Origin of the sequence: Acidisoma sp. L85 (assembly GCF_009765865.1) — a bacterium.
In the GTDB taxonomy this organism is placed as follows: Bacteria; Pseudomonadota; Alphaproteobacteria; order Acetobacterales; family Acetobacteraceae; genus Acidisoma.
On the sequence record NZ_LMUQ01000025.1, the window covers coordinates 96,552 to 123,336 of the forward strand.

The window sequence follows — 26,785 nt, forward strand, 5'->3', positions numbered from 1 at the left end:
CGGCTCCTGGCGACTGCGTGCGTGGGCATAATTGCGAACGCCTCTCAATTGCAGTCGATAGGGCGTGGCTGAGCCGCGGTCAATCACTCGAAAGGTTTCAGACTGGCTGGCTCGCCTGTCAGTGGACGCCGCGGATCAAGCCGGCGACCAGGAAGCGATTCAGAACGAGTGCCACAAGGATGATGGGGATGGTGCTGATATGGGCCATGGCGCCCAAGGTGCCCCAGCTGCTGGTGGTCGGGCCGCCAAAGGCCGTCAGCAACGCGACCGAGAGCGGACGCGTCTCGGCGCGAGTGAGGAAGGCCGGATTGAGGTAATCGTTCCAGGCGAACATCATGCAGAGCAGCGCAGAGGCTACGACGGAGGTGCGGACAAGCGGCAGCGCCACGCGCCAGAAGGCGCCAAAGCCGCCGCACCCATCGACGATGGCCGCATCCTCGATCTCGGTCGGGACCGTGCGGAAGGCGGTGTACATCATCCAGGCCACGAAAGCCGTGCTGAGCGTGGCGTTCATCAAGATCACCGCCCACCAGGTCCCGAGCAGATGGATTTGCCGCATGAAAAGGTAAAACGGGATGAGTGTGACAACGGTGGGAACGCCACGGATCGCGAGAAACACATAGGCGAGGATAATGGCGCCGCGATGCCGCGCGCGGGCCAATGCGTAACCGCAAGGGATGCCCAGCAGCAGCGAGAGCAGCGTCGATCCGGCGCTGATCACCGCGCTGCCGAGTGTCAGTTTCGCCAAATCGAATTGCTGCGCGATGATGACGAAGTTCGCGAGACCTGGAACGAACCACGGTAGCGGCGGCGTGGATTGTATTGCCCTCGAAGGCTCGTAGGCGGTCAAGGCGAGCCACAGCACAGGTGCCAGAAAAACGACCAGCGCAATTATCACCGCGGAGCGCTGGGCGACCAACGTGGGGCGGGAAAGGCGGCGGCTCATGCCTGGTTCATCCGCCGGTCCAGCGAACGCAGGGTCACAATGAGCAGCGCCACCATCAAGACGATGCACAGGGTCATCAGGATGGAAATGGCTGAGCCATAGCCGATATCGAAGAAGGTCAGTCCTTCTTTGGCGGCGAGGAGCATCAGAAGGTTTGTGCTGTCGCCGGGGCCTCCGGCTGTCGCGGCGAAAACGATGTCGTAGGTTCTGAAAACGTCGGTGAAACGCAGCGCGAGCACAAGGAACAGGGACGGCAGCAGCATCGGCAGGATGATGCGCGTGAGACGCCTGGTGCCACCCGCGCCGTCGATTTCGGCCGCGTCGAGGATATCCGCGGGCAGCGCCTTCAGCGCCGCCAGCAGGATCAGCGCCACCAGCGGCGTCCACTCCCAGACATCGATCCCCATCATCGTCGCCAGCGCCGTATGGGTGTCGCCAAGCAGACCTTGCGGCGGCGCGAGACCGGCTTGCAGAAGCCAATAGCCGATCAGTCCGAAGCTGGGATCGAGCAGCGCCCTGAAGATGAGCCCGACAACGATTGGCGTGACGGTGATCGGCACCAGCATCAAAGTGGTGGCAAATCGGTTGAAGGCGCTGTCCCGCCACAGCAGCAGCGCGAGGCAAAGCCCGCAAACCAATTCGGCCGCGACGCATCCCACGGTGAAGATTATCGTCACCACAAGGGACCGGCGAACGGTGGGATCGGTGAGAGCGTCGGTATAATTTCGCAAGCCGACGAAATGGTGGATCCACGGCTGCATCAGGTTCATCTGAAACAGGCTGAACCCCATGCCGCGCAGGATGGGGTAAAGCGCGAAAACCGCGACATGGATCGCGGCTGGCGCCGCCATCAGACATAGGAAGATCGATCGCCGCTGAAGCGGCGTCAGGCGGAAGCTCATGCTCGGCAATACCCCGTCGAACGGGGATCAGAAATAGCGGAGCGCCTGTGTCTGTGCCGCGCTCAGAGCATCCTGCGGTGACGACGCCCCGACCAATGCGGAATTGACCGCCGTTCCCAGAATATCCTGAATCTGAGGATACTGCGGAACGCGTGGCCGGAAGTCCGGATCGCCATGGGTGAAGCTCTCATCGATCACCGGGAGAAACGGATACTTCTGGTTCAACTGTGGGTCGTGGATTTCGCTTTTGCGTAAGAAGCTGCCAGCGTTGAGGAGGTTGAGCGCCTTGTGGATCTCGGGACTGGTGATCCATTTGATGTAAGCCCAGGCGGCTTCCTTCCGCCGGTCCTCGATATCCGCGTTGATCGCGATGCCCCATCCGCCGATGCCGTAGCGTGGCTTCATGCCGGTCGCGGTCGGGGTCACCATCAGCGCCGCGGTTTCGGTCACTTTGGACTGCGTCGGATCGAAATAACCGAGCGCGCCGACCGACCATGTTTGCATATTCGCGGCAAGCCCGTTGCGAAAGCTCGCCTCGCGGCCATCCCAATCCCAATTGACAGCGCCGGGCGGCGCCGCCTTCTGGAAGAGGTCGCGATACGTCGTCAGACTTTTCACATTCGGCGCGGCATCGAGTGTCGGTTTGCCGTCCTGCACCAGCACACCGCCGACCTCGGCGAGATATTGCATCCAGTCCTGCGCACAGGCCGCGCCCTTTTGGCCGTTTGCAACCCAGCCGTATTGATTCCGGGACTTGTCGGTAAGCTTATACGCCGCCGACACAAGCGCCTGCATGGTGGCGGGCGGTTGCAGATTGGCGGCCTTATAAAGATCCTTGCGATAGGCAAGTACATTCGCGTAGCCGGCGAGCGGAAACGCGACTTGCTTGCCATCATAATTGCCCAGCGCCGGGAACAACACGGGATAGATGTCGTCGAGCTTCATCTCCTCCGCGTCATGCTTCATCCAATCGTTTAGCGTGACGGTATAGCCGGCCTCCGCGAGTTGCGGCGCCCAAACATTATCGGTGGTCGCGAGGTCGTAGCCCTTGGTGTGTCCGACGTAATCCGTGGTGATCTTGGTCTGGAGTTCTCCGTAGCCGAGGATGTCGACCAGTATGGTGACGCCGCTTTCCTGTTTGAATCGCTCAGCGAGCGTCTTGATCCCCGGTGAATACTGGTCGTTGACGCAGGCGAGACGCAGCGTCATGCCGTCGAAAGGCTTGCTCTGGCTCCAGCCGCGTCGGCTCCATGTCATGGCCGCCGCGGTTCCGATACCCGTCGCCAGGAGGGTTCTGCGCTTCATGCTCATCCTAAATTCCACCGCTCCGGACCCCTCAGACCTTACGGGAAGCGAAAAGACCACCGCAAGGTTGAATGCTGCCGGCTTGGCGGGCATCCTGTCGCCATGAATGCAATTGTGACCAATTTGAAGGCAGAGGCGCGCCGCGATAGCGCGGAATTTCCGCCCCTGATGGCCAATCACCTGCCGATGATCCTGGTGGCGCTCGAGCGGCTCGGCGCGACACCGGACCGGCTCCGCCAGTTCGATCGTGTCTATCGGGACAGTAGCGGACTGCATCCGCCGCCACCGCCGATGCGGCCAGTCACCGGCGATCAGTGGATGTCGCTGCTGGGCCAGCGGGCGAGAGAGACGGATCTGCGGGCGTTCTTTGTCCAGCAGGTCGCGCGAACTGGCGGAAAGGTGACGATCCGCGCCGCTCTCCCCGCGCTTGCCCCTGGAATAGGCGCGAGCGCCTTCCATCCCCTGATGCGCCTCGCCTATGGCGTGCTGGAGGATGACGAGGAGGAAATCGGCATCGCCCTCGGCTTCTGGGCCGCGACCTATCTGCCGCTTTGTCCGCCCGGAGCAACCAGCGGTCTCACCTCGGATCCGGCCGAGGTGCTACTGCGCGCCGCAGCTCTACCGGGACTATGCGATGCCATGCCGGAAAGCGATCTCGTCTGGCACAATATGCGGGCTGTCGCGGCGATGCCCTCGTTTGCGGGAGTCGTTGATTGGCTCACCATCGACGGCGAAACACTCGATCGGATGGCCGCGACATCGCTCGCTCTTTTCGCCGGCACGATGAGCTTCGAGGCGCTGCATGCCGTCACCGGTTGTCACTGGCTACGACTTCTGCAACCTGTCGCGCCAGATATGGCGCCGTTGCTGCGGCATTTCTGGGTGGCTATTGCCGCCCTCATGCCGAAGATGGGATTTCCGACGCCACCCTTGGTAGAACAGCTCGCGGATTGGCGGCAAGCACCCTGCCCCGGCTGGTCAGAGATCAAGGCCACTGCCGTCGCTTCAGATGACGAGCACGATCCCAGTCTGGTCTTTTCGGCCTTCGAGGAGTGGCGCCGCACCGGTGACACCCTCTATCGCCACGTCGCCGCGAGACGCGTCGGGCTTGTCGCGTGACGCAACCTCGCAGCTTGACCAATGCTCGCCTTGCCGACGGGCGGCTGGTGGATATCGACCTTCTCGATGGGCGCATCGCCGCCATATCGCCTGCCACAAGCGCGCCTGAAGCGCAGGACCGGTTGGACCTTTGCGGCAGGCTGCTCGTGCCAGGCTTCGTCGATGGTCACATCCATCTCGACAAGACATTGCTCGGATTACCTTTCCAGCCGCATCGGCCAGGCGACAGCATTGCCGAGCGGATCGCCGCTGAAAAAGCCTTGCTGCGCCACCTGCCGATTTCAGTGGAAGCGCGCGCCCATGTTTTGGTGGCGCAGGTGTCTCGCTTCGGCACGATCGCTTTGCGCAGCCATGTCGACATCGACACCGACTACGGACTGTCCAACCTCCACGCGCTGCTGAGCGTGCGCGAGGCCGTCCGCGATGTCATGGACATCCAGATCGTCGCCTTCCCGCAAAATGGCATTTTACGTGATGCTGGCACGGCTGAGTTGCTCGACGAGGCTGTGGCGACTGGCGCGGATCTCGTTGGTGGTCTTGATCCAGCCGGTATCGATGGCGACATCACGGCGCATCTCGATATCGTCTTCGGCATTGCGGAGCGGCGTGGTGTCGGGATCGATATCCACCTGCACGACCCCGGCGCGCTCGGCTGCTTCGAGTTGCGCGACATCGCATCACGAACAATGGCGAGCGGCTTGCAGGGTCGCGTGGCCGTTGCCCATGCCTTCGCGCTGGGCGAGGTCGAGCCCGCGGTCTTTGGCGCCACCGCCGAAGCTCTCGCCCGAGCCGAGGTCGCGATCATGACGAACGAGCCGGGCGCCGCGCCGATGCCGCCAGTGGGTCGCCTGCGCGACGCGGGCGTGCTGGTCTTCGCGGGCTCCGACAATATCCGCGACGCCTGGTCCCCCTATGGCAACGGTGACATGCTGGAGCGGGCAATGCTCATCGGCTACCGCCAGGGCATGATGGCGGATTCGGACCTCTGCCACACCTTCGCCATGGCGACGGCGCTACCGGCGCGCGCTTTGGGGCTGGGCACCGACTACGGGCTGGCCCCGGGCGCGCGAGCCGATCTCGTCGCTCTCGATGCCGGTTCTGTTCCCGAGGCAGTTGCCGGGCGGTCCGGCGGTCGCATCGTGATCAAACGTGGACGCGTGCTCGGCCATCGGTGACGACGGCGCCGCCGAGTGGTCCCCGCCCCGCCGGGACCTATCGGCTCGTGGACCACCGCGTTAGGGTTTGTCGATGACCACTTTCGAGACCCGGCACCATCAGATGTTCCCCACGCTCGACCCCGCCCAGGTCGAGACGGCCAAGCGTTTCGCCAGTGCCGCGCCGACAGCTTTCGCGCCCGGCCAAGTCGTCTACGGGTTTGGCGAGCATCACAGCTCCGCCTGGCTCGTGTTGGAAGGGACGATCGACATAGTGCGGCGGGACGGTCTCGACCGCGAGGCATTGGTCACCACCGAGAGTGTCGGCCAGTTCACGGGCGAATTGAGCCAACTAGCCGGCCAGGGAGCGCTGGCCACTGGGCGAGCCGGGCCGCAGGGCTGCACCGCTTTGCCTTTCGATGCCGCCCATCTTCGCGCGCTCGTCATCGGCTCCGCGGAAATCGGCGAGATCATCATGCGCGCCTTCATCCTGCGCCGCGTCGCTTTGATCGAGGCAGGTGGCTCGGGTTCAGTGCTCGTCGGCATTCCGGGTGCCCCCGACCTTGTGCGGCTCCAAGGTTTCCTGGCGCGCAACGGCTACCCCCACTTGGTGGTGGATGCAGCGGGCACGCCCGAGGGTCGTGCCCTTGTCGAGCGGTTGGGCGTCCTGCCGCAGGATCTCCCCCTGATGGTCTGCGCGAACGGCACCGTGCTGAAGCGGCCGACCGACGCGGAGGCCGGCGTTTGTCTGGGCATCACTCCTGAGCTCGATCCGAACACAATCTACGACGTGGCGGTCGTCGGCGCCGGTCCCGCGGGCCTCGCCACCGCGGTCTATGGTGCGTCCGAAGGCTTGTCGGTTCTCGTCTTCGATCAGCGGGCTTTCGGCGGCCAGGCGGGCGCATCGGCGCGGATCGAGAATTACCTGGGCTTTCCTACCGGCATCTCGGGCCAGGCGCTGGCGGGGCGGGCTTTTAGCCAGGCGCAGAAGTTCGGCGCGCAGCTGGCCATTCCGCTGGAAGTGACGCGTCTCGATTGCAGTCACCGCGAGCAGCGGCCCGACGAGCCTCTGCGCCTGGAACTGTCGAATGGGCAGGCGGTCCGCGCCCACATCGTCGTCGTGGCCTCCGGTGCGCGCTACAGACGGCCCGATATTGCCAACCTCGCGACCTTCGACGGGGCGGGCGTCTCTTACTGGGCGTCGCCGGTGGAAGCCAGGCTTTGCGAAGGTGGGGAAGTGGCCCTGGTTGGCGGCGGCAATTCCGCCGGGCAGGCCGTGGTGTTCCTGGCGCCGAAGGTAAAGCGGCTGCATCTCATCATACGAGGGAAGAGCCTCGAATCCTCTATGTCGCGCTACCTGATCGACCGGATCTCAGCTCTTCCCAATGTGGAGCTGCATAGCGAGACCGAGGTGATCGGCCTGGAGGGAGATCGTACCTCGGGCTTAACTGCGGTGATGTGCCGCAGCCGGAGCAGTGGCGTCACGCAGACACGACCGCTCCGTCACCTCTTCCTCTTCATTGGCGCCGAGCCGAACGGCGGTTGGCTGAGGGGCTGCGTCGCCGTCGACGGCAAAGGCTTTGTCATCACCGGAGCGGGTGTGGATGCCGAGGGGCGAACGGCTCAGCTCCTCGAAACCAATTTGCGAGGCGTCTTCGCGATCGGCGATGTACGCGCGGGTTCGACCAAACGCGTGGCCGCCGCCGTAGGGGAAGGCGCGGCGGTTGTGGCGCAAATCCATGGTGCGCTCGCGAAGGTTGCCCCGCAGATGTGAGGTTTACGCAAGCGCCTCGCGTCAAACCTCGTCAAGCTTCGTCAGAACTCGATGTGGGTTTTGAAACCGAAGACCGCGGCGTTCTGCAGGTTGTCCTGAGCGTTCGGGTGGAAAATGTATTGGAAGTCGGGCTCGAAATTTACGCCGCGAAAGACGTGGATGTCGTAATTCGCTTCCAGTATCTCCTCGTGGGTTTGCACACCGGTCGCGTTGTTGCTGAAGGCTAAACCAAATTCCTGTTCCTGCTGCTGCGCGCTCGTGAGCTGGTTGCTGACGGTCTGGTAGGTGAAGAGCAGCCCGATCGTATCGAGCGGCCGGGCTTTCCAGAAGCCTCCATCGACGAAACCGGCGAAGGCTTCGTCGTGATAGACATTGGCGCCCGGATTACTGTGGATATAGCCTGCCAAGGCGATCAGGCCGGCGGTGTCCCCGTCCCCCTGGCGGATCAACATCTGGTCCGCCAATGCCCAGAACTGAAACTTGCCGCTGCCGGTCAGGGCTGGCGCGGCAGGCGGTGCTGGCGGATTGCCGTTCGCGTCGACGAATTGCGTGTAGGGCGAACTGTCGTAGCCAAAGCCGACCTTGTAGTGACCGATCAAACCGCTTTTGCCGAATTTCGGCTCCCAGGCCAGTTCGACGGGCACTTCGACGCCGCTGTAGCGGGAGGGATCGATATCGAAGCCGGTGCGGTCGAAAACGTCACTATAAAGGAAAGGATCGACGCCATAGAGGCCGATTTGCACATAGGTATCCTCGGTCGGCCGCCCCCGGATCCGGCCGCCGATCGTTGCGTCCGGCCAGGCGCTGAAGCCGAGATCGCCGCCGGATAGCTCCTTCGGATTGCCGCAAAGCCCGTTGTTCATGAAATTGCAGTTGAGCGGCGAGGCAGCGAAATCATTGCCAACCGGCATCACTCCCGCGGCGATGTCGAGGCGGCCATTGAACAGCGTCTCTTCGCCATAAACATAGACGAGGTGAACAGCGACATCGCCGCCGGCGCCATAAATCTCCTGCGCAGGCATCAAATTGTCACCGAAGCCCTCGCTGGCGTTGCTGCCGCCGCGATTGACGAAAACAGTATGGGTCGCGAAGCCCTGGATACCGGCTAACTTCTGCCAGTCGATATCGATCTCGAGCCCGAGCTGATAGGCGGAGCCGAAATCCCGTTGCTTGCCGCCACTCACATTCCCGGCGGATTCCGACGTGTAGTTGAACATGACATTGATCCCGAGCTTGCCGAGATCCGTGCGGATGCCACCCCAGTCACCAAATAAATGTTCGGGCTGGGGAAAGTCATCGAATGGCGAAGCTTGCGGCGCGGTCGTCGAAAGCGAAGCGCTGGGACCAATACCGACGCCACTATTCGACTTTTGGGCCCAAACTGGATTGCCGATTGCCACCGCCAAGAGAGCGATGCCTCCGAGCAAAGCGACGCGGGTGATCAGCTTCCCGATCGATGACTCTCGATTCTTTTCCATTTCCGCGCCACCCTACTCGATTGACATCACGGCTTTGTTTCACCCTTGATAGCACCGTGGCGCCGGTTGTCGAACAGACGGTAGTGCATCAGGGGTCACCACGGAACCGTCGGTTGAGCAATCCGGAAACGGCGGGACCGATTACCTCCCAGGTCATCGGTCGCTCCTGACCGAGGTGGTAGACCGACAGGATGACACTCATCGCGATGCCATCGAGAGCCGGTTCCGTCGCGCCGATCGGCGCCCAGCTTCGGAACTGGCGGCTGCGGCGCCGGCTGAGCCAGCTCGATCTCGCCTTGGACGCGGGCATCTCCCAGCGCCACCTGAGCTTCGTCGAGAGTGGCCGCGCCGCGCCAAGCCGCGACATGGTGCTCCATCTCGCCGAGCAACTCGAAGTGCCTCTTCGCGAGCGCAACATGCTGCTACTTGCCGCCGGTTTCGCGCCTCGCTTCTCGGATCGACCGCTGGACGACCCGGCGCTAGCCGCCGCGCGGGGTGTGGTGGAGGCGATCCTGCGCGCTCATGTGCCGCACCCTGCCCTGGCCGTTGACCGGCACTGGACAATGGTGGCGGCAAATGAAGCGGTGGCGCCTTTGCTGGCTGGCGTGCGCGACGCGGCGCTTTTGCGCGCGCCCGTCAACGTGCTTCGTTTGAGCCTTCATCCTGGCGGCCTCGCCCGTGCCATCGCAAATCTTCAACAGTGGCGTGCTCATGTGCTGGGGCGCCTAAGACGACAGGTGATCGCGAGCGCTGATCCGATTCTGGCCGCTCTGCTCACCGAGTTGTCGGATCTTGCTCCGGACGGGAGGGATCGAACCGTGGTCGAGCCATTCAAGGACGAAATCGCGATACCTTTGGAACTTGATACAGCGCAGGGCCGGTTGTCGCTCATCTCGACGACAACGGTGTTCGGAACACCGACTGAGGTAACATTGTCCGAACTGGCGATCGAAGCCTTTTATCCGGCGGATGGCGCAACAGTGGAGCGACTTCAGCGCCTGAATCAGCCTCAACCCGGCGCGCGCTAAAAAACGCTTCGAGCGCGAACGACTTTATCGCAAAACGATATTCTACGACCAGCGAGGTAATCGACGCGCCGCATCTCCGTGGCGATCATCCTGCCGCCGGACTTTCCCGGTTCATCAAAGGATTTTCTCTATGACCGACGCAGCGACCATCGCGAATCGTTACATTGAAACCTGGAATGAAGCGGACACCATACGGCGACACACGCTCATCGCTAATGGATGGGCCGAGAACGCCAACTACATAGACCCGCTCATGCGTGGCGAAGGCCGCGAAGAAATTTCGGGCCTGATCTCCGCCGTGCAGGAGCGTTTCCCCGGTCACGCTTTTACCTTGATCGGACAACCTGACGGACATGCTGACCGAATTCGCTTTTCATGGCGGCTTGGGGCACAGAACGGACCCTGCATCGCACAGGGAACCGACTTCGCGGTGGTGGATGAGCAGGGACGTCTGCTGAGCGTCACGGGCTTCCTCGATCAGGTCGCGGCCTAGCAGCGCCCTTCCAGCCGGGCGGGCTGCATTGCCTGCTCGGCTCCATCGCCGCCCCGACCTTCTCCATCGAAGGCGGAAGGAGTAAGATAGCGGCGATGGTTCGCGCTTCGCTTCTTCTCGGCCTTCTTGCCTTGTCCGGTTGCGGTCTGTTTGCCGCGCCGTGCCGTGTAACCTCCGCCGCGCTCGATGTCGTGCCGGTCGTCGGCCACGCGGCGGCAACACCTACCAATGGTTGTGCCGCCGCCATCGATCCCGGCGGATAATCAACAGTGACGAGTCACAAGATATTGAGGTGATTGTGTATCGATACAGGTGTCTCGATACACAAATTGGTTGATATTTGACGCTTCCCTCCGTCAAAGAGCCGCCTGAAACGGAATTCTACAGGGTTTAGATAGTTACCATGATAGTGACGGCCGTGGCCGTCGAGGAGGTGCGAGTGCCGTCTGCCGGAGAACGACCAGTTGCCAAAGTCATTGAGGTCGCAGCCGAAAGGCTTGCGACAACAGAGGCTGGTGGCCTGAAATCCGCAGCGAGCCAAGTTTCGCCGAGCCACAACGCTGTAATCCTCTGGACGGGTCTCACCGCCACCGATGAGAAGAATGCCGGCTGGCTGAAGGATATTTTCTCGCATGCCGGCTACGACGCTCCGGGCTCCGCCGAGGCGCCGCCACCGCCCGTCCGGGAGCAGCCCAGGGAGCGCCCGCAAACGCTGGAACAGGCGAGACGGAATGCCGCCCAGCGGCGAGTTGCCCTGACGCGAGTTTATATGGGAGCGATCGCTTGCGGTCTGTTCTTGTCGGTTGCCGCCGCGGCCGGCGTCGCTTGGCCTAGTCTCCAGTCGGCCTTGAGCACTCACAAGCCCGCGCTGGCCGCGACCGCCATCAGCCTCCCGACCAAGCATGTCAGCGCCCTCACCCATCACGTCTCCGTGAACCCTGGTCCAAATCCGGGCGTGGTGCAGCCCGTTCCGGATAGTGACAGCGGATCGAGCCCCTCGGTTTACCCGACACAACCTGTGGAGAAGCCTCCGAAGGCGCTGCTCGACTGGGCGAAGGGCTGGGATCGAGGCAACGCGTCCGCCCAAGCGCCGTCGGTGCCAGCTCGTCCGACAACTTCAGCGAACCCCTCGACACCGCCCGGAGGTTCCTCCTAAAGGCTCGCCCGGCGAGCGACCCGCCCGGTCGCTCAGACCGACAGGTGCCGGCGGACATCTTCCTTGTCCAAGTCATCGCGGGCGCCAGCGACCACAACCACACCCCGATCCATCACGGCGAGCGTCTGCGCGAGTTCGTGCGCGAAGTCGTAATATTGCTCGACCAGCAGGATCGCCATGTCGCCGCGTCCCCGCAGCAACTCGATCACCCGGCCGATGTCTTTGATGATGCTGGGCTGAATGCCTTCCGTCGGCTCGTCCAGCACCAGCAGGCGAGGCCCCATGACCAGGGCGCGTCCGATCGCGAGTTGCTGCTGCTGGCCGCCTGACAGGTCGCCGCCCCGTCGTTTCAGCATGGTCTTGAGGATGGGGAAGAGGTCGAAGATCTCATCGGGCACACGGCGCTTGCCGCGTGGGAGCACCGCGAAGCCGGTCTCCAGGTTTTCCTGGACCGTCAGGAGCGGAAAAATGTCGCGGCCCTGCGGCACCCAGGCAATGCCGCGCTTCGCGCGCTCGTACGCGGGAAGCTTGGAGATCTCCTTGCCCTCCCAGCGGATCGCTCCGTTGCTGATGGGATGCGCGCCGACAATCGCGCGGAGCAGGCTGGTTTTACCCACACCGTTACGGCCGAGGATGGCGGTGACGGACCCCGCCACCGCCTTCACCGATACGCCGCGCAAAGCGACGGCCGCGCCGTAATGCAGGCTGATGCCTTCGACTTCGAGCATCGCTGCGCTCCTTAACGGCCGAGATAGACGTCGATGACGCGCGGATCGGCGCTGACGTGATCGAGCGTGCCCTCCGAGAGCACGCTTCCCTCATGCAGCACCGTGACCTTGACGCCGAGCGCGCGAACGAAGGCCATGTCATGCTCCACCACCACGACGCTGCGCGTGCGGTTGATGTCGCGCAGCAGATGTGCCGTTTGCTCGGTCTCGGAATCGGTCATGCCAGCGACGGGCTCATCGACCAGCAGAAGCTGCGGATCCTGGGCGAGCAGCATGCCGATTTCCAGCCATTGCTTCTGGCCGTGCGAGAGATTGGCTGCGAGCCTGTTGCGATGCGACGTGAGCCTGATGGTTTCAAGCAGCGCCTCGACCTTCTCGGTTTCGGCTGCTGTGCGACGCGCACGAAGCGTGAAGCGGGCGCGACGGTCGCCGGCGAGCGCCAGCAGCAGATTGTCCCAGACGGTGTGGCTTTCGAAGACAGTCGGTTTCTGGAACTTGCGGCCGATACCCAGCGAGGCGATCGCCGGCTCGTCCATACGGGTGAGGTCTGTCGAGGCGCCGAATACAACACGGCCGGCATCCGGCCGGGTCTTGCCCGTGATGATGTCCATCATGGTGCTTTTACCCGCACCATTCGGGCCGATCACCGCGCGCATCTCGCCACGGTCTAGCGTGATGGAGAGGTTGTTAATCGCACGGAATCCATCGAAGGTCTTGTTGACGCCACTGAGGTAGAGAATCGTGTCGGAGGTTGGCCCGATCGGCTGGTTCATGCGGGCTTCTCCATTTCGGCGCCGCTCTCACGCAAATCGGCCTGCACACTGTCGATGGCCGCTATGCCCTGCGGCTCGTCCGAGGTCGGCAAAATAGCGTCCCGCGCATTCTTGCGGCGCAGGCTGCCGACGATTCCGCGCGGCAGGAAGATCGTGACCAGGATGAACAAACCGCCCAGCGCATAGAGCCAAGCGCCGGGCAGTGCGCCCGTCAGGATCGTCTTGCCAAGGTTGACCAGCACCGCGCCTAAGATCGCGCCGGACAAGGTACCCCGACCGCCCACAGCAACCCAGATTACCGCCTCGATGGAATTGGCGGGCGCGAATTCGCTCGGGTTGATGATGCCGACCTGCGGGACATAAAGCGCCCCTCCGATACCTGCGAGCATCGCCGAAAGGGTCCAGACGACGAGCTTGTAGTATTCGGGCCGATAGCCGAGGAACCGCGTGCGGCTTTCGGCATCTCGCATCGCCACCATCACTTTGCCGAAGCGGCTGCCGGTGAGCCAACGCGCGCCGATATAGGCGAGCGCCGTGCAGATCGCGGAGATAACCATCAGCGCGGTGCCGGTGCTGCTGCGGCCGATCGGCGCGCCGAGGATGTCCTTGAAGTCGGTCATCCCGTTATTGCCGCCGAAACCCATGTCGTTGCGGAAGAAGGCGAGCAGCAGCGCGTAGGTCAGCGCTTGAGTGATGATCGAGAGATAGACACCGCCGACGCGGCTGCGGAAAGCAAAGAAGCCGAAGATGGCGGCCAGAACGCCAGGAACGATGAGCGCCATGACGATCGCGAAGGGAAAATGCGCGAAGCCGTGCCAATACCAGGGCAGGTTCTTCCAGCCGAGAAAGATCATGAAATCCGGCAGCTGTGCATTCGCATACACACCGCGTGCGCCGATCTCCCGCGTGAGATACATGCCCATCGCGTAACCGCCGAGGGCGAAGAAAGCGGCATGGCCCAGTGTCAGGATGCCGGCAAAGCCCCAGACAAGATCAACGGCGAGGGCCAGCATCGCGTAGCACAGGTATTTCCCGGCAAGCCCAACGACAAAATCCGAGACATGCAGGGCGCTGGTTGCCGGCGTCCCAAGGTTCAGGATCGCGAGTATCGCCGCGACGACAATGATGATGACGGGCGTTACGGTGAAAGAAAGGCGGGTCATGCCTCCACCGCCCGTCCCTTGACCGGGAACAAGCCACGCGGCCGGCGCTGGATGAACAGGATGATGAGCACGAGCACGACGATTTTACCGAGAACAGCGCCCGCCACCGGCTCCAGAGCCTTGTTGACGATGCCGAGCACGAGCGCCGCGAGCGTCGTGCCCCACAGATTGCCGACACCGCCGAAGACCACCACCATGAAGCTGTCGATGATGTAGTTCTGACCGAGATTCGGCGACACATTGTCGATCTGGCTGAGCGCCACGCCAGCGATCCCGGCGATGCCCGAGCCGAGGCCGAAGGTCATCGCGTCGATCCATGGGGTGCGGATGCCCATGGAGGCCGCCATGCGACGGTTTTGCGTTACCGCCCGCATCCGCAAGCCCAGCGGCGTGTAGCGCATCACCGCCATCAAAGCCGCGAGTACGATAATGGTGAAAACGATGATGGCGAGGCGGTTGAGCGTGATCGTGAGACCACCCAGCGCGAAATAGCCGCTCATCCAGTCCGGCGTGCCGACATTCTGGTTCTCGGCGCCGAAGATGCTGCGGATCGCCTGTTGCAGGATGAGGCTAAGTCCCCAGGTTGCCAGCAAGGTTTCCAGCGGTCGGCCATAGAGGAAGCGGATCATGCAGCGTTCGATCAGGATACCGATCGCACCGGCGACCAGAAAGGCGGCCGGGATCGCGACGATCAGGCTGCTGCCAAACATATCCGGAATATAGGCACGGAAGACCTGCTGCACGCTGAAGGTGACATAGGCGCCGATCATAACCATTTCGCCATGCGCCATGTTGATCACGCCCATCACGCCGAAGGTGATGGCGAGGCCAGCGGCGGCGAGTAGCAAGACGGAACCGAGGCTCAAGCCGTAATAGACTGTCTCCAGCCAGCTCCACAGACGCAGCGTGAAATCGATATGCGCAATGGCGGCGGCGGCGGCGGTTGCCACCGGTCCGTGCTCGCCCTGCAGAGATGAGAGCAGGTTGCGCGCTGGCATATCGTCGCGCGCGGCTACCGCGTGGATGGCGGCGAGCCGCTCGTCGCTGCTCGCGGATGGCGTCGAGAGGATATCGGCGGCTTCCGCTTGCAGGAGTGCCGCACGCGCGGCGGGGTTCTTCTCAATGGAAAGCGCATGCCGCACACCCGGTAGTGTGGCGGCGGCAGGGTTGGCGAAGATCGCGCTCGCGGCGGCCTTGCGGAGCGCCGGATCCGGGGAGGAAAGATCCAGAACGCCAGTCGCCGTCTGGAGCGCATTCTTCACCATATCATTCGCGACGATGCGGCGAACCTGCATGAAAGGTGGGGCGTGAACCGGATCACCTGTCCGCGCGTTCAGCCATTTCCCGGTCTGCGGATCGTGGATGAAGAGAGCGTGGTCGGGACGGTCGTAGCGCCAAGTATAGAGTGCGTTGTTGCCGAGGGCGTCGAGAACCTGATGCGCGCGGGCATCGCCGGACAAGGCAACGGCCTGCACGGCCGAAACGATTGAGTCGAAGCTCTGCGAGGCTAGGCCGGCATAGGGATCGGCAGCCGTATCAGCGCGAGCCTTCGCCCCACCAAAGACAAGAAAAAGGGTAAGCGCCAGGGCACAGCAGAGAGAGGCGAAACCGCGCCGCGTGCCGCCCTTCCCCGCCATCACCCTCGGCAAGTGCCGAGGATGATGAGAGGGGCGCAATGACAGAACCGCGTCGGGAGACTTTCGATCGGACAGACATGCAGCGGGCGTCATGCGCCTCTCCCCCCGTCCCGGTTAGGCCGGTTTAGCGCTGAGGCACTTGCCCTGAACCACGTCGTAATTTCCGCAGGACATTGGCGGCAGCCAGTCGCCGATCAGGTCCTTGCTTTCCGGCAAATACGGCGACCAGGGCTGAGCGACGATGGTGCCGGGGGTCTGCCAAACCACATTGAACTGGCCGTCGCCCTGAATTTCACCGATGAGCACGGGCTTGGTGATGTGGTGGTTGGGCATCATCGTGGCGTAGTCGCCGGTCAGGTTCGGCACGGCGACACCGACCATCGCGTCGATCACGGCGTCCACATCCGTGGTATTCGCCTTCTCGACCGCCTTCACCCACATGTTGAAGCCGATATAGGCGGCTTCCATGGGGTCATTGGTCACCCGCTTGTCGTTTTTGGCGAATTTCTTGAAGTCGCTGATGAACTGGGCATTCGCGGGCGCATCGACGCTCTCGAAGTAATTCCAGGCGGCGAGATGGCCGACCAGCGGCTTGGTGTCGATGCCGGCCAATTCCTGCTCGCCGACGCTGAAGGCCACGACCGGGATGTCGGTCGCCTTGATCCCCTGATTGCCGAGTTCCTTGTAGAAAGGAACATTGGCGTCGCCGTTGATGGTGGAGACCACGGCGGTTTTCTGGCCCGAGGAGCCGAAGCTCTTGATCTGGGAGACGATGCCCTGCCAGTCGGAATAGCCGAAGGGCGTGTAGTTGATCATGATGTCCGAGGCCGCGACGCCCTTGGACTTCAGATAGGCTTCCAGGATCTTGTTCGTGGTGCGGGGATAGACATAGTCGGTTCCGGCCAGAACCCACCGCTTTACGTGCTCGGTGTTCATCAGGTAGTCCACCGCGGGGATCGCCTGCTGGTTCGGCGCCGCACCGGTGTAGAAGACATTGCGGCTGCACTCCTGGCCCTCATACTGGACCGGGTAGAACAGGATGCCGTTCATCTGCTCGAAAACCGGCAGCACCGATTTGCGGGAGACGCTGGTCCAGCAACCGAAAGTGGCCGAGACCTTGTTGACGCTGAGGAGCTGCTTGGCCTTCTCGGCGAAAAGCGGCCAGTTGGAGGCGGGATCGACCACCACGGCCTCGAGCTGACGGCCAAGCACGCCGCCATTCGCGTTCTGCTGGGCAATCAGCATCAGCATGACTTCCTTGAGCGGAGTCTCGCTGATGGCCATGGTGCCGGAGAGTGAATGGAGGATACCGACCTTGATCGACCCGGAGGATTGCGCCCGTGCCCGGCTGCTGCCGAGAACGGTGGTGCCGAGAGTGACCGCGGCGGCCGCGGCCAACCCGAGCTTGCCGAGGTCGCGCCGTCCTGGGCCGGCGGGCGCCACGGATGTGTCTTCGTTTCTGACTGTCTCGTCCGTCATGGGCTCAGCTCCTAAAGGGGGACAGCTTCGTTGCGGGATCGTTCAGCTATACGGCTCCGAAACTGAGCAGCGCTTCGCCGTTGCGCCATACGCGAAACTGCGTATGGCGGGTTTGCGCCGGCCTCCTCTCCTCTTGGCGGCAGCAACGTTGACGGGGAGAGGCTGAGCGGGTGAGCAAGCTTCAACCGGCGGCACCACGCGCGGCACGCCAGCGCATCGTGCCGACGCGGCGGGAGTACAACCGCTGGGTCGCCAATCAGACGCTCGAGGATTACGCTCTCCGCTTCACCGCCAAGAGCGCCCGCAAGTGGTCGGCGCTACGCGTCGCCAATACGGCGCTGGGTGCCGTGTCCTTTCTGGCGCTGGAGGCAATCGGCGGCGGCATTACCCTCGCCTATGGTTTCACCAATAGCGTCGCCGCGATCGTCTTCGTCAGCATCATGATTTTCGCGATCAGCCTGCCGGTTTGCGTGCATGCGGCGCGGGCGGGCGTGGATGTCGATCTGCTCACGCGCGGCGCGGGCTTCGGCTATATCGGCTCGACGATCACCTCGCTGATCTACGCGTCCTTCACCTTCATCTTCTTCGGCATCGAGGCCGTGATTCTCGCGGCGATGCTGCAGGCATTTTTCGGCGTGCCGGAATGGCTCGGATATATTCTTTGCGCCGTCGTGGTGGTGCCACTGGTCACCCATGGCATCACCTTCATCAGCCGGTTGCAGCTGTGGACGCAGCCGATCTGGTTCGTGCTCAACCTGGTGCCGATCGCGGCGATGCTGGTCGTCCATCCGGAATGGCTCGGCGGCTGGGCGCACTATGGCGGAGACCATCAAGCGAGCAACGGTTTTCATCTTGTTGCCTTTGGCGCCGCCGCCTCGATCCTTTTCGCGCTGATCACGCAGACGGCCGAGCAGGTCGATTTCATCCGCTTCCTGCCGCCGCGCAAAAGCATGAGCGGCCTGCGGTGGTGGATGGCGCTGTTGCTCGGCGGTCCTGGCTGGATCGCCATCGATATCGTGAAGCTTCTCGCGGGCTCGCTGCTCGCCTATGCGGCTTTGCGGACCGGGCTTATTCCGTCACGCGCCGTGCAGCCGGCGGAGATGTACCGGCTCGCATTCAGCACCATCGCCTCGCCGGGGATGGCGATCGCGTTGACCGCCGCGCTGGTCGTGCTGTCGCAGATCAAGATCAACGTCACTAATGCCTATGCCGGGTCGCTCGCCTGGTCGAATTTCTTCTCGCGGCTGACCCATAGCCATCCGGGTCGGGTGGTCTGGCTGATCTTCAACATCGCCATCGCCCTGCTGCTGATGGAGACAGGGGTGACCCAAACCATCCAGCATACGCTGGTGGTCTATTCGGATATCGCCGCCGGATGGATGGGCGCGCTGGTGGCGGATCTCGTCGTCAACAAACGCCTGGGGCTCAGCCCCAAGGGAATCGAGTTCAAGCGCGCGCATCTCTTCGACATCAATCCGGTCGGTGTCGGAGCGATGCTGCTGGCGGTGATCCTCTCGCTCTGCGCCTATGCCGGGCTGCTGGGGCCGGTGGCGGGCGCACTTTCGACCTTCGTGGCTTTCGGCTCAGCCTTCGTGGCGGCGCCTGTCATTGCCTGGGCCACCGGCGGGCGAACCTATCTCGCGCGCCGTGGCCGTGCGGCCTGGGCCTCGCGCGGCACCATCCCCTGCCGGGTCTGCGAGCATGCCTTCGAGCCTGAGGATATGGCCTATTGCCCGGTCTATGCCGGACCGATCTGCTCGCTTTGCTGCTCGCTCGATGCGCGCTGCCATGATGCCTGTAAGCCGCATGGCCGCATCGCCGCGCAGGTGACCAAGCCCCTACGGGCGGTGCTGCCTGAGGCAATCGTCAACCTTGTGAACGTGCGGCTGGCGCGCTTCGCCGGCGTGTTCTTCCTCTTCGCCGCCGGCACCGGCCTGTTGCTGGTCGCCATCGCCGCCCAGACGATTGGCGAGGCGCCGTTGACGCATGAGGTGGCGCGCGCGGCGTTCTGGAAGACCTTCCTCATCATGCTGGTGATCGGTGGCGTCGTGTCCTGGCTGGCGGTGCTCGCGCAGGAAAGCCGGCGAACGGCGGAGGAGGAGACCCGGCGGCAGACCGGGCTGCTGCTGGACGAGATCGGCGCGCATCAGCGGACCGACGCGGCGCTGCAACGCGCCAAGGAGGCCGCCGAGGCCGCAAGCCGCGCCAAAAGTCGCTACGTGGTCGGCATAAGCCATGAACTACGCAGCCCGCTCAACGCCATCCTCGGCTATGCGCAGCTTCTGGAAAAGGACACCGACATCCCGGCGCGAAAGCGCGAGGGTTTGCGCATCATCCGGCGCAGCGGCGAACATCTCACCGCGCTGATCGGCGGATTGCTCGATATCTCCAAGATCGAGGCGGGGCATATCGAACTTTACCGCGATGAAATCCGGCTACCGGAATTCCTCGATCACCTCGTGCAGATGATGCAGCTTCAGGCGGAGACGAAGGGCATCGAATTGGTCTATCGCGCGGAAGGGCTGCCCAGCCTGGTCTATGCGGATGAGCATCGCATGCGGCAGGTGCTGATCAATCTGCTCTCCAACGCCATCAAGTTCACCGATCGTGGCCGTGTCACCTTCTCGGTCCGTTACCGCAGCCAGGTCGCCGAGTTCGAGATCGCCGATACCGGCCGCGGCATAGCGGCCAGCGACATCGCGCGTATTTTCGAGCCGTTTCAGCGCGCGGGCGACGCGCAATCGACCCCTGGGACCGGACTTGGCCTGACAATCGTCCGGCTGCTGACCGAGGTCATGGGCGGCGAGGTTACGGTCGCCAGCAGCGAGATCGGCAAAGGAAGCCGTTTCCGGCTGAGGCTCATGCTGTCGGAGGCTGCCGAAACCTTGCGGCCTAGCCCACCAACGCTGGAAATCACCGGCTATCGCGGGCGGCGCCTTACCGTGCTTGTCGCCGATGATGATCCGTCGCAACGCGCGTTGATGCTCGATTTGCTTACGCCGCTCGGCTTCACCGTCATGGGGGCGGCTGGCGGTGTCGATTGCCTGGAGATGGCGGCACAGTGGCGTCCCGATCTCATTCTGCTCGACCTGTCGATGCCCGACATGACGGGATGGGACGTGGCGGCGCGCTTGCGGGACGATGTTTACGCGCGCGCGCCGATCGTCATCATCTCCGCCAATGCGCGGGAGTTGGAGGCAGCGCCGCGCGAAGGGCAGCACCATGACGACGTCATGGCGAAACCGCTGCGGCTCGATCTTCTTCTGGAAACGATCGGGCGGCTGCTCGGCGTCGAATGGATGCGGCTCGAAAGCGATGTCGCGCCCGTCGCTGAATCGGCGGCGACGCTGACACCCGCGCAGCTCGATGAGCTGCGGGCGCTCGCGGCCATCGGCTATGTGCGGGGCATCCGCCAGCGGCTCGACAGCCTGGGCGACGAGTTCCCCGCTTTGAGCGCCGCGCTGGAACCTTTGCGGGCTCCAATCGCTGAATATCGCCTCGACGATTTTGTTCTGGCACTCGACCGCGCCGGTGCCGCGGTGACCGCTTCGTGAACCGGCGCGACATCGTTCTGGTGGTCGATGACTCGCCAGGCACGCTCGGCGTTCTCAATGAGACGCTGGAGAATGCCGGCTACACGGTGCTGATGGCGCAATCCGCTGCCGCGGCGATGATGGTCATCGCGCGGGTGCTGCCCGACATCATCCTCATCGACGCCATGATGCCCGATATGGATGGTTTCGAGGCTTGCCGACGCATGAAGCGGAATCCGGCGCTCGCCTCCGTTCCCATCGTCTTCATGACCGGCCTCACGGAAAGCGAGGATGTGGTACGCGGATTGGAGGCCGGCGGCGTGGATTACGTCACCAAACCGCTGCAACTCGACGAAGTCGTGGCCCGGATAAGCGTCCACCTGATGGGCGCGCGGCGCACGCGAAGCGCTCATGCCGCGCTCGACACCGCCGGCCGCTTCCTGCTCGCGACCGACGCCCAGGGCAATCTCGCCTGGTCAACACCCCAGGCGGCGCGTCTGCTAGCGAAGGCCGGAATCTCGGAAACGGCCTGCGACTGGGTGGCGGCCTGGCTTGGCGAAGCGGGCGAGCGATTGCCAGGAGAAGTCGCGGCGACGGCGGGGCAGTCACCGTTGCTGCAATTCGTCTATGTCGGACGGCTGGCGGCCGATGAACTGCTCTTCCGCGTGCAGGAACGCCAGACATCGAGCGAGGAATCCCGCCTCCGCGAGCGTTTGGGTCTGACCGCGCGCGAGGCCGAAGTTCTGCTCTGGATCGGGCATGGCAAATCGAGCCGGGATATCGCCGAGATCCTTGGTCTCAGTCCTCGCACGGTGCAGAAACACCTGGAGCAGATCTACACGAAACTCGGAGTGGAGAACCGCGCCGCCGCTGCGGCGGTCGCGGTGCGCACCATCGGGTAGGTGGCGACCCGGGATCAGAGCTTGTCTTTTGCCAGCATCATATGCGCGCCCTTCACCATATCGACGATCTGCGTCACCCGCAGATCACCCGCAAGCGAGCACAGCATATAGGCCTGGTTGGGCGAGAGATTGGTGCGGGCGCAGACGTGATCGACCATTTCCAGAACAGCCTGCTTCGCGGCGTCGTCCAAATCCTCATCTAGACCGATCGAGATGAGATGCGTGGCGGTCTCGGCAAAGGGGCGTTTGAGATGCAGGTCGCGCCGCACCGTCAGGCGAAAGGTGCCGGTGAGGCCGATTTCGAGCGCCGAGATGCAGACCTCGCCATCGCCTTGCACGCCGTGACCGTCGCCGGCCATGAACAACGCGCCATCATTGAAGATGGGAAGGTAGAGGGTGGCGCCGGGCTTGAGTTCCTTGTTGTCCATATTGCCGCCGAAAGCGCGCGGCTGCACGGAACTGCACGGACCCCAGGCCGGCGGGGGCGCGACGGCAATGATGCCGAAAAAAGGATCGAGCGGCAGGCGCGTGCCCCAAGGCAGTTCGACCGTCGATGCCGCAAGATCAACCTTCGGATGGATTGTTTCGTAGTCGGTAAAAACCTCCGGCGCCGCGCCAAGCAGGGGCATGATGGCGGTGAACCCCCACTCCATCCAAGGACGCGCCTCCAGGATTTCGACCTCAAGCGTGTCGCCGATGCGCGCGCCCTCCACATAGACCGGGCCACTCATGAAATGACCGCCGTGCGGCTCCGGAAAGGCCTCCAGCCCGCGTCGCCAGATTTCCGGAATGGCGCGCCCGTCTGTTGGCATGCGATCGAGACCGCCGGCTGGCAAAGCGGACAAAGCCACGGTATCGCCGGAGGCGACGCGCAGTACCGGTGGCACCGCGGCATCCAAGATGCCGCGAAGCATGGTCTCGGGGACGAAGGGAAGCTGGTGATGCGCCATGGGACTGATCCTGCGATGCCGTCACCATCGAAAACCAATGTGGGCGCGAGCGCAACCGCTTCTAAGCGGCGCCGGCAAGCCCGCCCTGACGCTCAATGAAAGCGGCGATTTCGGCGACGCCGTGCCCGGCTCGGATATTGGTGAAAACGAAAGGCCGCTCGCCGCGCATTTTGCGGGAATCCCGGTCCATCACTTCCAGGCTGGCGCCGACATGAGGCGCGAGATCGATCTTGTTGATCACCAGAAGATCGCTGCGTGTTATACCGGGCCCACCCTTTCGCGGGATCTTGTCGCCTGCGGAAACGTCGATGACATAGATGGTGATGTCGGCAAGCTCCGGGCTGAAGGTCGCCGCCAGATTGTCGCCGCCGCTTTCAATGAGAATCACATCCAGAGCCGGGAAGCGGCGTCGCAATTCCGCAACACCCGCCATATTGATGCTGGCATCCTCGCGAATGGCGGTGTGCGGGCAGCCACCGGTTTCGATTCCGAGGATGCGATCCGGAGTTAACGAGCCGGCCCGCGTGAGGAACTCGGCATCCTCCTTGGTGTATATGTCGTTGGTGATGGCCGCGATCTCGTAACGGTCACGAAATTGCTTGCAGAGCGCGTCCATAAGCGCGGTCTTACCGGTGCCGACCGGGCCGCCGACGCCGACACGCAGCGGGCCATGGGAAGAAGCATGCATCTCTAAGTCACCTCAATCCGATAAAGGCGCTCCAGGCGCATTACGTGGTTAGCGAGGCGGGGTAGAGCGCGCAAGCAACCGTTTCTCGAGGCGTGGCCCGCACGTCGTTGCGGTGTGCCGCTCGTGGAGCGCACGCCGAGCGATCGGCACAAGTCATTCCGAAGTCGGATCATATCGAATGGCAAAATAAATTCACTGTTAACCTGAAACGGCAATAAAGGTTCTCATTCAACAGATGGAGAATTCTCTTGGGAATGACAAATCCTGCCGGCAAAGCGCGCCTTGGCGTGTCGTCTGCGGGCGAAATTCCGGAACTCGACGACAACGCCTGGAAAAGTCTCCGCGAGTTCTAGGCCAAAACTAAATTTGCTCGAACGCGACGAACCTTCTGCCAGCGTCGAGTAACACCACGCTCTGCAACAACACGGCCCTCACGACGGGCGCGCAGACCTACCAAGGCGGGTTCAGTCCGTCGACGTTTGCGATGTTCACCCTACCGGTACTCGGCCTTGGCTGTGCGGCCTACACCGTTTACAACCGCCGTCAGCCTCTTGGATATGTGCGACCGACCGACGTGTAGCCCGTCAGCTGCGGAACAGACGCGTGTATTGTGTCTCGTGATGCAGGGCAGCCAATTCGGCGCGTAAGGCGGCGGTGCCGAGATCGTCGAGCGTCGCCGCGCGTGTTTCCTCCGCCACGGATAGCAGAACAGGTTCCAGCGCCGCCAGAATGCGCAAGCCCGCCTGCTGGCCCAGAGGCACGAGACGCACCGCCGCCGAAACGAGATTCGCGGCGAAGGCGTGCAGCAAACCCAGCGTCGCCCGCTCCTCTGGCACGCCATGCGCGGCGGCAACGGCGCCGACAGCGATAGGATACGCGATGTCGCCTTCAGCGAGCCGCGCCAAAACAGGCGCCGGCCAGGCGGCGGCGGCGAGGAGGAAGGCGCGGCCCTGGGCAGTCGTCTCCAGAAAGCGTTCGCGGCCGAAGGGCAAGGCGGCGCCAAGTTCCGCCAGTTCAGACAGCGCCGCCCAATCCTCGGCCGTCGTCGCGCGATGACTGTGGCGCAGCAGGATAGCGTCAGTGCGGCCGCTACCTTGTTCCAGGATATCCACGAGCCAGGCGACCAAACCGGCAGTGCTGCGCGCGTCCCCCCTTTCGATCGCCCATTCGAGGCCGTGGCTATAGGCGAAACCTCCTGTTGGGAAGGCCGGAGACAGCCAGGCAAGCAGGCGCAAAAGCCCGCCGTCCTCAGTCATGATGATGGTCGTGGTCGCCGTGATGATGGTGATGGCCGCCAGTGCCGGGGGCGTAGGCGCCGGATTCGGGATCGAATGGCGCGTCGTTCTCCTCCGCGTGTCCGCCGAGACCTTCGACCATTTCGGCTATGACATGGTCGTACCGGATACGTATCTGGCCCGGCAGGAACTGCACCGGAAGATGACGGTTGCCGAGATGCCAGGCGATGCGCATCAGGGCATCCTCGTCATGGGCGTGGATGTCGAGCACGCGCTCCGCCATGGCTTGCACCGCGATGAGCCGCCCGTCCTCCAGGCGCAATGCATCGCCAGCGCGCAGAGCAACGGCTTGGGGAAGGTCGAGCATGACTTCGCCACCAGCCAGAGTTTTGAGGAGGAAGCGGCGACGATGGCGGTGGTCGTGGTCAAGCAACACGGCATCGGTGGCTTCGGACGTGGACCAGCTACCGGCGGGAATGTATTCGGTCGCGCGGATCATGCGAGTGTTACTTACCCGCGACCCACCCCGGCCCCTCCCTTTCAGGGAGTGGACATGCGTTCTGCACCCCTCCCTGAAAGGGAGGGGCCGGGGGTGGATTCGCCCAAGCGGCAAAGCGCAGCATGGTCAGCGCCTCAAAACAAGAAATACCGCTGCGCCATCGGCAACACCGTCGCCGGCTCGCAAGTCAGGATCACGCCATCCGCGCGTACTTCATAAGTCTCGGGATCGACCTCGATTACCGGCGTCGCGTCGTTATGGATCATGGAACGCTTGCCGATCCCGCCACGCGTATTGGAGACCGGCAGCAACTGCCGCGTGAGGCCCAGGCTGCGGCCGAGATCCGCGTCGATCGCCGCACCCGACACGAACAACACTGACGACAACACCAAACTGCGGCCGTAACCGCCGAACATCGGCCGCGCATGCACCGGCTGAGGCGTCGGGATCGAGGCATTGGGATCGCCCATCATCGCCATCGCGATCGTACCGGCTTTCAACACCAGATCGGGCTTCACGCCGAAGAATGCCGGCGACCACAGCACCAGATCGGCGATCTTGCCGACCTCGACCGAGCCGATATAGGCCGAGACACCCTGAGCGATGGCCGGGTTCATGGTATATTTGGCGATGTAGCGCTTCACCCGCGCATTGTCGGCAGCACCATCACCCGGCAAAGCGCCACGCTGCACCTTCATCTTATGCGCTGTCTGCCAGGTCCTCGTGATCACCTCGCCCACACGGCCCATCGCCTGGCTGTCCGAGCTGATGATTGAGAAGGCGCCGAGGTCGTGCAGAATATCCTCCGCCGCGATCGTCTCGCGCCGGATGCGGCTTTCGGCGAAGGCGATGTCCTCGGGGATCGAGGGGTCGAGGTGATGACAGACCATGAGCATGTCGAGATGCTCGTCCAGCGTGTTAAGCGTGTAGGGGCGCGTCGGATTGGTCGAGGACGGGATGACATTGGGCAATCCCGCCACACGGATGATGTCCGGCGCATGGCCGCCGCCCGCGCCTTCCGTGTGGTAGGCGTGGATGGTGCGATCCTTGAAGGCGGCGATCGTGTCCTCGACGAAGCCGCTTTCGTTCAGCGTGTCGGTATGGATCATCACCTGCACGTCGAAGCGATCGGCGACGGAGAGACAGTTGTCGATGGCGGCGGGCGTGGTGCCCCAATCCTCGTGCAGCTTCAGCGCGGCGGCACCGGCACGCACCATTTCCTCCAGCGCCTCGGGGCGCGTCGCATTGCCCTTGCCCGCGAACATGATGTTGATCGGCAGCCCTTCCGCCGCCTGCATCATGCGCCCGAGATGCCAAGGTCCTGGCGTGCAGGTGGTGGCGGAGGTGCCTGTCGCCGGGCCGGTGCCGCCGCCAAGCAGCGTGGTGATGCCGGAAGCCAGCGCTTCCTCGACCTGCTGCGGGCAGATGAAATGCACATGCGCATCGAAACCGCCGGCAGTGAGAATCTTGCCCTCGCCGGCGATGATCTCCGTCCCCGGACCGATGATGATATCGACATTCGGCTGCGTGTCGGGATTACCGGCCTTGCCGATGGCGGCAATGCGGCCGTCCCTGAGCGACACGTCGGCTTTCACGATGCCCCAATGATCGATGATCAGCGCATTGGTGATGACGGTGTCGGCGGCCCCGGCCGCATTGGTGACTTGGGACTGGCCCATGCCGTCACGGATGACCTTGCCGCCGCCGAACTTCACCTCCTCGCCATAAACTGTGAAGTCGCGCTCGACCTCGACGAATAATTCGGTATCGGCCAGCCGTACTCGGTCCCCCACGGTGGGGCCGAACATATGGGCGTAGGAATGGCGGGACATGCGGGCCATGA

Annotated in this window: 23 protein-coding genes; 9 read left to right on the forward strand and 14 right to left on the reverse strand. The window is 63.3% G+C overall.

The window, feature by feature from the left end; all coding sequences use genetic code 11:
* Positions 1–118: 118 nt before the first annotated feature.
* Genes GSQ83_RS05490 through GSQ83_RS05500 form a run of 3 tightly spaced genes read right to left on the reverse strand, consistent with a single transcriptional unit; the run spans position 119 to position 3,153 of the window.
* Positions 119–946: a carbohydrate ABC transporter permease gene (locus GSQ83_RS05490; RefSeq protein WP_158801879.1), complete on the reverse strand. Its 828-nt coding sequence runs from the start codon at positions 944–946 to the stop codon at positions 119–121.
* Positions 943–1,848, reverse strand: a complete 906-nt coding sequence (locus tag GSQ83_RS05495) for a carbohydrate ABC transporter permease (RefSeq protein ID WP_158801880.1) — start codon at positions 1,846–1,848, stop codon at positions 943–945. The genes GSQ83_RS05490 and GSQ83_RS05495 overlap by 4 nt, the downstream gene beginning before the upstream one ends.
* Before the next feature lie 27 nt (positions 1,849–1,875).
* Positions 1,876–3,153 (reverse strand): sugar ABC transporter substrate-binding protein, encoded by a 1,278-nt coding sequence (locus GSQ83_RS05500; protein ID WP_216849944.1) that lies wholly within the window; start codon positions 3,151–3,153, stop codon positions 1,876–1,878.
* Positions 3,154–3,267: 114 nt separating this feature from the next.
* Between GSQ83_RS05500 and GSQ83_RS05505 the strand changes: the two genes are divergently transcribed.
* From GSQ83_RS05505 to GSQ83_RS05515, 3 genes are all read left to right on the forward strand, one after another.
* On the forward strand, positions 3,268–4,272 hold the full coding sequence (locus GSQ83_RS05505; RefSeq protein ID WP_216849945.1) for a questin oxidase family protein: 1,005 nt from the start codon (positions 3,268–3,270) through the stop codon (positions 4,270–4,272).
* Positions 4,269–5,447: an amidohydrolase family protein gene (locus GSQ83_RS05510; RefSeq protein ID WP_158801883.1), complete on the forward strand. Its 1,179-nt coding sequence runs from the start codon at positions 4,269–4,271 to the stop codon at positions 5,445–5,447. Before GSQ83_RS05505 ends, GSQ83_RS05510 begins: the two co-directional genes overlap by 4 nt.
* A 73-nt stretch (positions 5,448–5,520) precedes the next feature.
* On the forward strand, positions 5,521–7,200 hold the full coding sequence (locus tag GSQ83_RS05515) for a cyclic nucleotide-binding domain-containing thioredoxin-disulfide reductase (RefSeq protein WP_158801884.1): 1,680 nt from the start codon (positions 5,521–5,523) through the stop codon (positions 7,198–7,200).
* A gap of 41 nt (positions 7,201–7,241) precedes the next feature.
* Here the strand turns inward: GSQ83_RS05515 and GSQ83_RS05520 are convergent, their stop codons facing one another.
* Complete coding sequence (locus GSQ83_RS05520; RefSeq protein ID WP_158801885.1) at positions 7,242–8,678, reverse strand: carbohydrate porin; 1,437 nt, start codon at positions 8,676–8,678, stop codon at positions 7,242–7,244.
* A gap of 191 nt (positions 8,679–8,869) precedes the next feature.
* Between GSQ83_RS05520 and GSQ83_RS05525 the strand changes: the two genes are divergently transcribed.
* The 4 genes from GSQ83_RS05525 (at position 8,870) to GSQ83_RS05535 (ending at position 11,355) form a co-directional block, all read left to right on the forward strand.
* Positions 8,870–9,706 carry a helix-turn-helix domain-containing protein gene (locus GSQ83_RS05525; RefSeq protein ID WP_158801886.1) on the forward strand — a complete coding sequence of 279 codons (837 nt, stop codon included), beginning with the start codon at positions 8,870–8,872 and terminating at the stop codon, positions 9,704–9,706.
* 130 nt (positions 9,707–9,836) lie between these two features.
* A complete protein-coding gene (locus tag GSQ83_RS05530) occupies positions 9,837–10,199 on the forward strand; it encodes a nuclear transport factor 2 family protein (RefSeq protein ID WP_158801887.1) in 363 nt (120 codons plus the stop codon).
* A 95-nt stretch (positions 10,200–10,294) separates the two neighbouring features.
* The gene (locus tag GSQ83_RS29595) at positions 10,295–10,462 is read left to right on the forward strand and encodes a DUF6726 family protein (protein ID WP_174246628.1); all 168 of its coding nucleotides are present in this window, start codon (positions 10,295–10,297) and stop codon (positions 10,460–10,462) included.
* Between the two features lie 140 nt (positions 10,463–10,602).
* On the forward strand, positions 10,603–11,355 hold the full coding sequence (locus GSQ83_RS05535; RefSeq protein ID WP_158801888.1) for a hypothetical protein: 753 nt from the start codon (positions 10,603–10,605) through the stop codon (positions 11,353–11,355).
* A gap of 32 nt (positions 11,356–11,387) precedes the next feature.
* Here the strand turns inward: GSQ83_RS05535 and urtE are convergent, their stop codons facing one another.
* From urtE to urtA, 5 genes are all read right to left on the reverse strand, one after another.
* Positions 11,388–12,083 (reverse strand): urea ABC transporter ATP-binding subunit UrtE, encoded by a 696-nt coding sequence (gene urtE, locus GSQ83_RS05540; protein WP_158801889.1) that lies wholly within the window; start codon positions 12,081–12,083, stop codon positions 11,388–11,390.
* Between the two features lie 11 nt (positions 12,084–12,094).
* Positions 12,095–12,856 carry an urea ABC transporter ATP-binding protein UrtD gene (gene urtD, locus GSQ83_RS05545; protein ID WP_158801890.1) on the reverse strand — a complete coding sequence of 254 codons (762 nt, stop codon included), beginning with the start codon at positions 12,854–12,856 and terminating at the stop codon, positions 12,095–12,097.
* On the reverse strand, positions 12,853–14,019 hold the full coding sequence (gene urtC / locus GSQ83_RS05550) for an urea ABC transporter permease subunit UrtC (protein WP_158801891.1): 1,167 nt from the start codon (positions 14,017–14,019) through the stop codon (positions 12,853–12,855). The genes urtD and urtC overlap by 4 nt, the downstream gene beginning before the upstream one ends.
* On the reverse strand, positions 14,016–15,656 hold the full coding sequence (gene urtB / locus GSQ83_RS05555) for an urea ABC transporter permease subunit UrtB (RefSeq protein WP_158801957.1): 1,641 nt from the start codon (positions 15,654–15,656) through the stop codon (positions 14,016–14,018). The genes urtC and urtB overlap by 4 nt, the downstream gene beginning before the upstream one ends.
* Positions 15,657–15,770: 114 nt before the next feature.
* Positions 15,771–17,135 (reverse strand): urea ABC transporter substrate-binding protein, encoded by a 1,365-nt coding sequence (gene urtA, locus GSQ83_RS05560; RefSeq protein ID WP_158801892.1) that lies wholly within the window; start codon positions 17,133–17,135, stop codon positions 15,771–15,773.
* Positions 17,136–17,305: 170 nt separating this feature from the next.
* Here urtA and GSQ83_RS05565 point away from each other — a divergent pair, with 170 nt between their 5' ends.
* Together GSQ83_RS05565 and GSQ83_RS05570 are read left to right on the forward strand one after the other, a co-directional pair.
* Positions 17,306–20,689: an ATP-binding protein gene (locus GSQ83_RS05565; RefSeq protein ID WP_158801893.1), complete on the forward strand. Its 3,384-nt coding sequence runs from the start codon at positions 17,306–17,308 to the stop codon at positions 20,687–20,689.
* Positions 20,686–21,570: a DNA-binding response regulator gene (locus GSQ83_RS05570; RefSeq protein WP_158801894.1), complete on the forward strand. Its 885-nt coding sequence runs from the start codon at positions 20,686–20,688 to the stop codon at positions 21,568–21,570. The genes GSQ83_RS05565 and GSQ83_RS05570 overlap by 4 nt, the downstream gene beginning before the upstream one ends.
* Positions 21,571–21,584: 14 nt before the next feature.
* Here GSQ83_RS05570 and GSQ83_RS05575 read toward each other — a convergent pair whose 3' ends face one another.
* The 5 genes from GSQ83_RS05575 to ureC form a co-directional block, all read right to left on the reverse strand.
* Positions 21,585–22,520, reverse strand: a complete 936-nt coding sequence (locus tag GSQ83_RS05575) for an acetamidase/formamidase family protein (protein WP_158801895.1) — start codon at positions 22,518–22,520, stop codon at positions 21,585–21,587.
* Between the two features lie 61 nt (positions 22,521–22,581).
* Entirely contained in the window at positions 22,582–23,208 is a 627-nt protein-coding gene (gene ureG / locus GSQ83_RS05580) for an urease accessory protein UreG (protein ID WP_158801896.1), read from the reverse strand.
* 584 nt (positions 23,209–23,792) lie between these two features.
* Positions 23,793–24,464 (reverse strand): urease accessory protein UreF, encoded by a 672-nt coding sequence (locus GSQ83_RS05585; RefSeq protein WP_158801897.1) that lies wholly within the window; start codon positions 24,462–24,464, stop codon positions 23,793–23,795.
* Complete coding sequence (gene ureE / locus GSQ83_RS05590) at positions 24,457–24,942, reverse strand: urease accessory protein UreE (protein WP_158801898.1); 486 nt, start codon at positions 24,940–24,942, stop codon at positions 24,457–24,459. The genes GSQ83_RS05585 and ureE overlap by 8 nt, the downstream gene beginning before the upstream one ends.
* 134 nt (positions 24,943–25,076) lie before the next feature.
* Complete coding sequence (gene ureC / locus GSQ83_RS05595; protein WP_158801899.1) at positions 25,077–26,783, reverse strand: urease subunit alpha; 1,707 nt, start codon at positions 26,781–26,783, stop codon at positions 25,077–25,079.
* Positions 26,784–26,785: the final 2 nt, after the last annotated feature.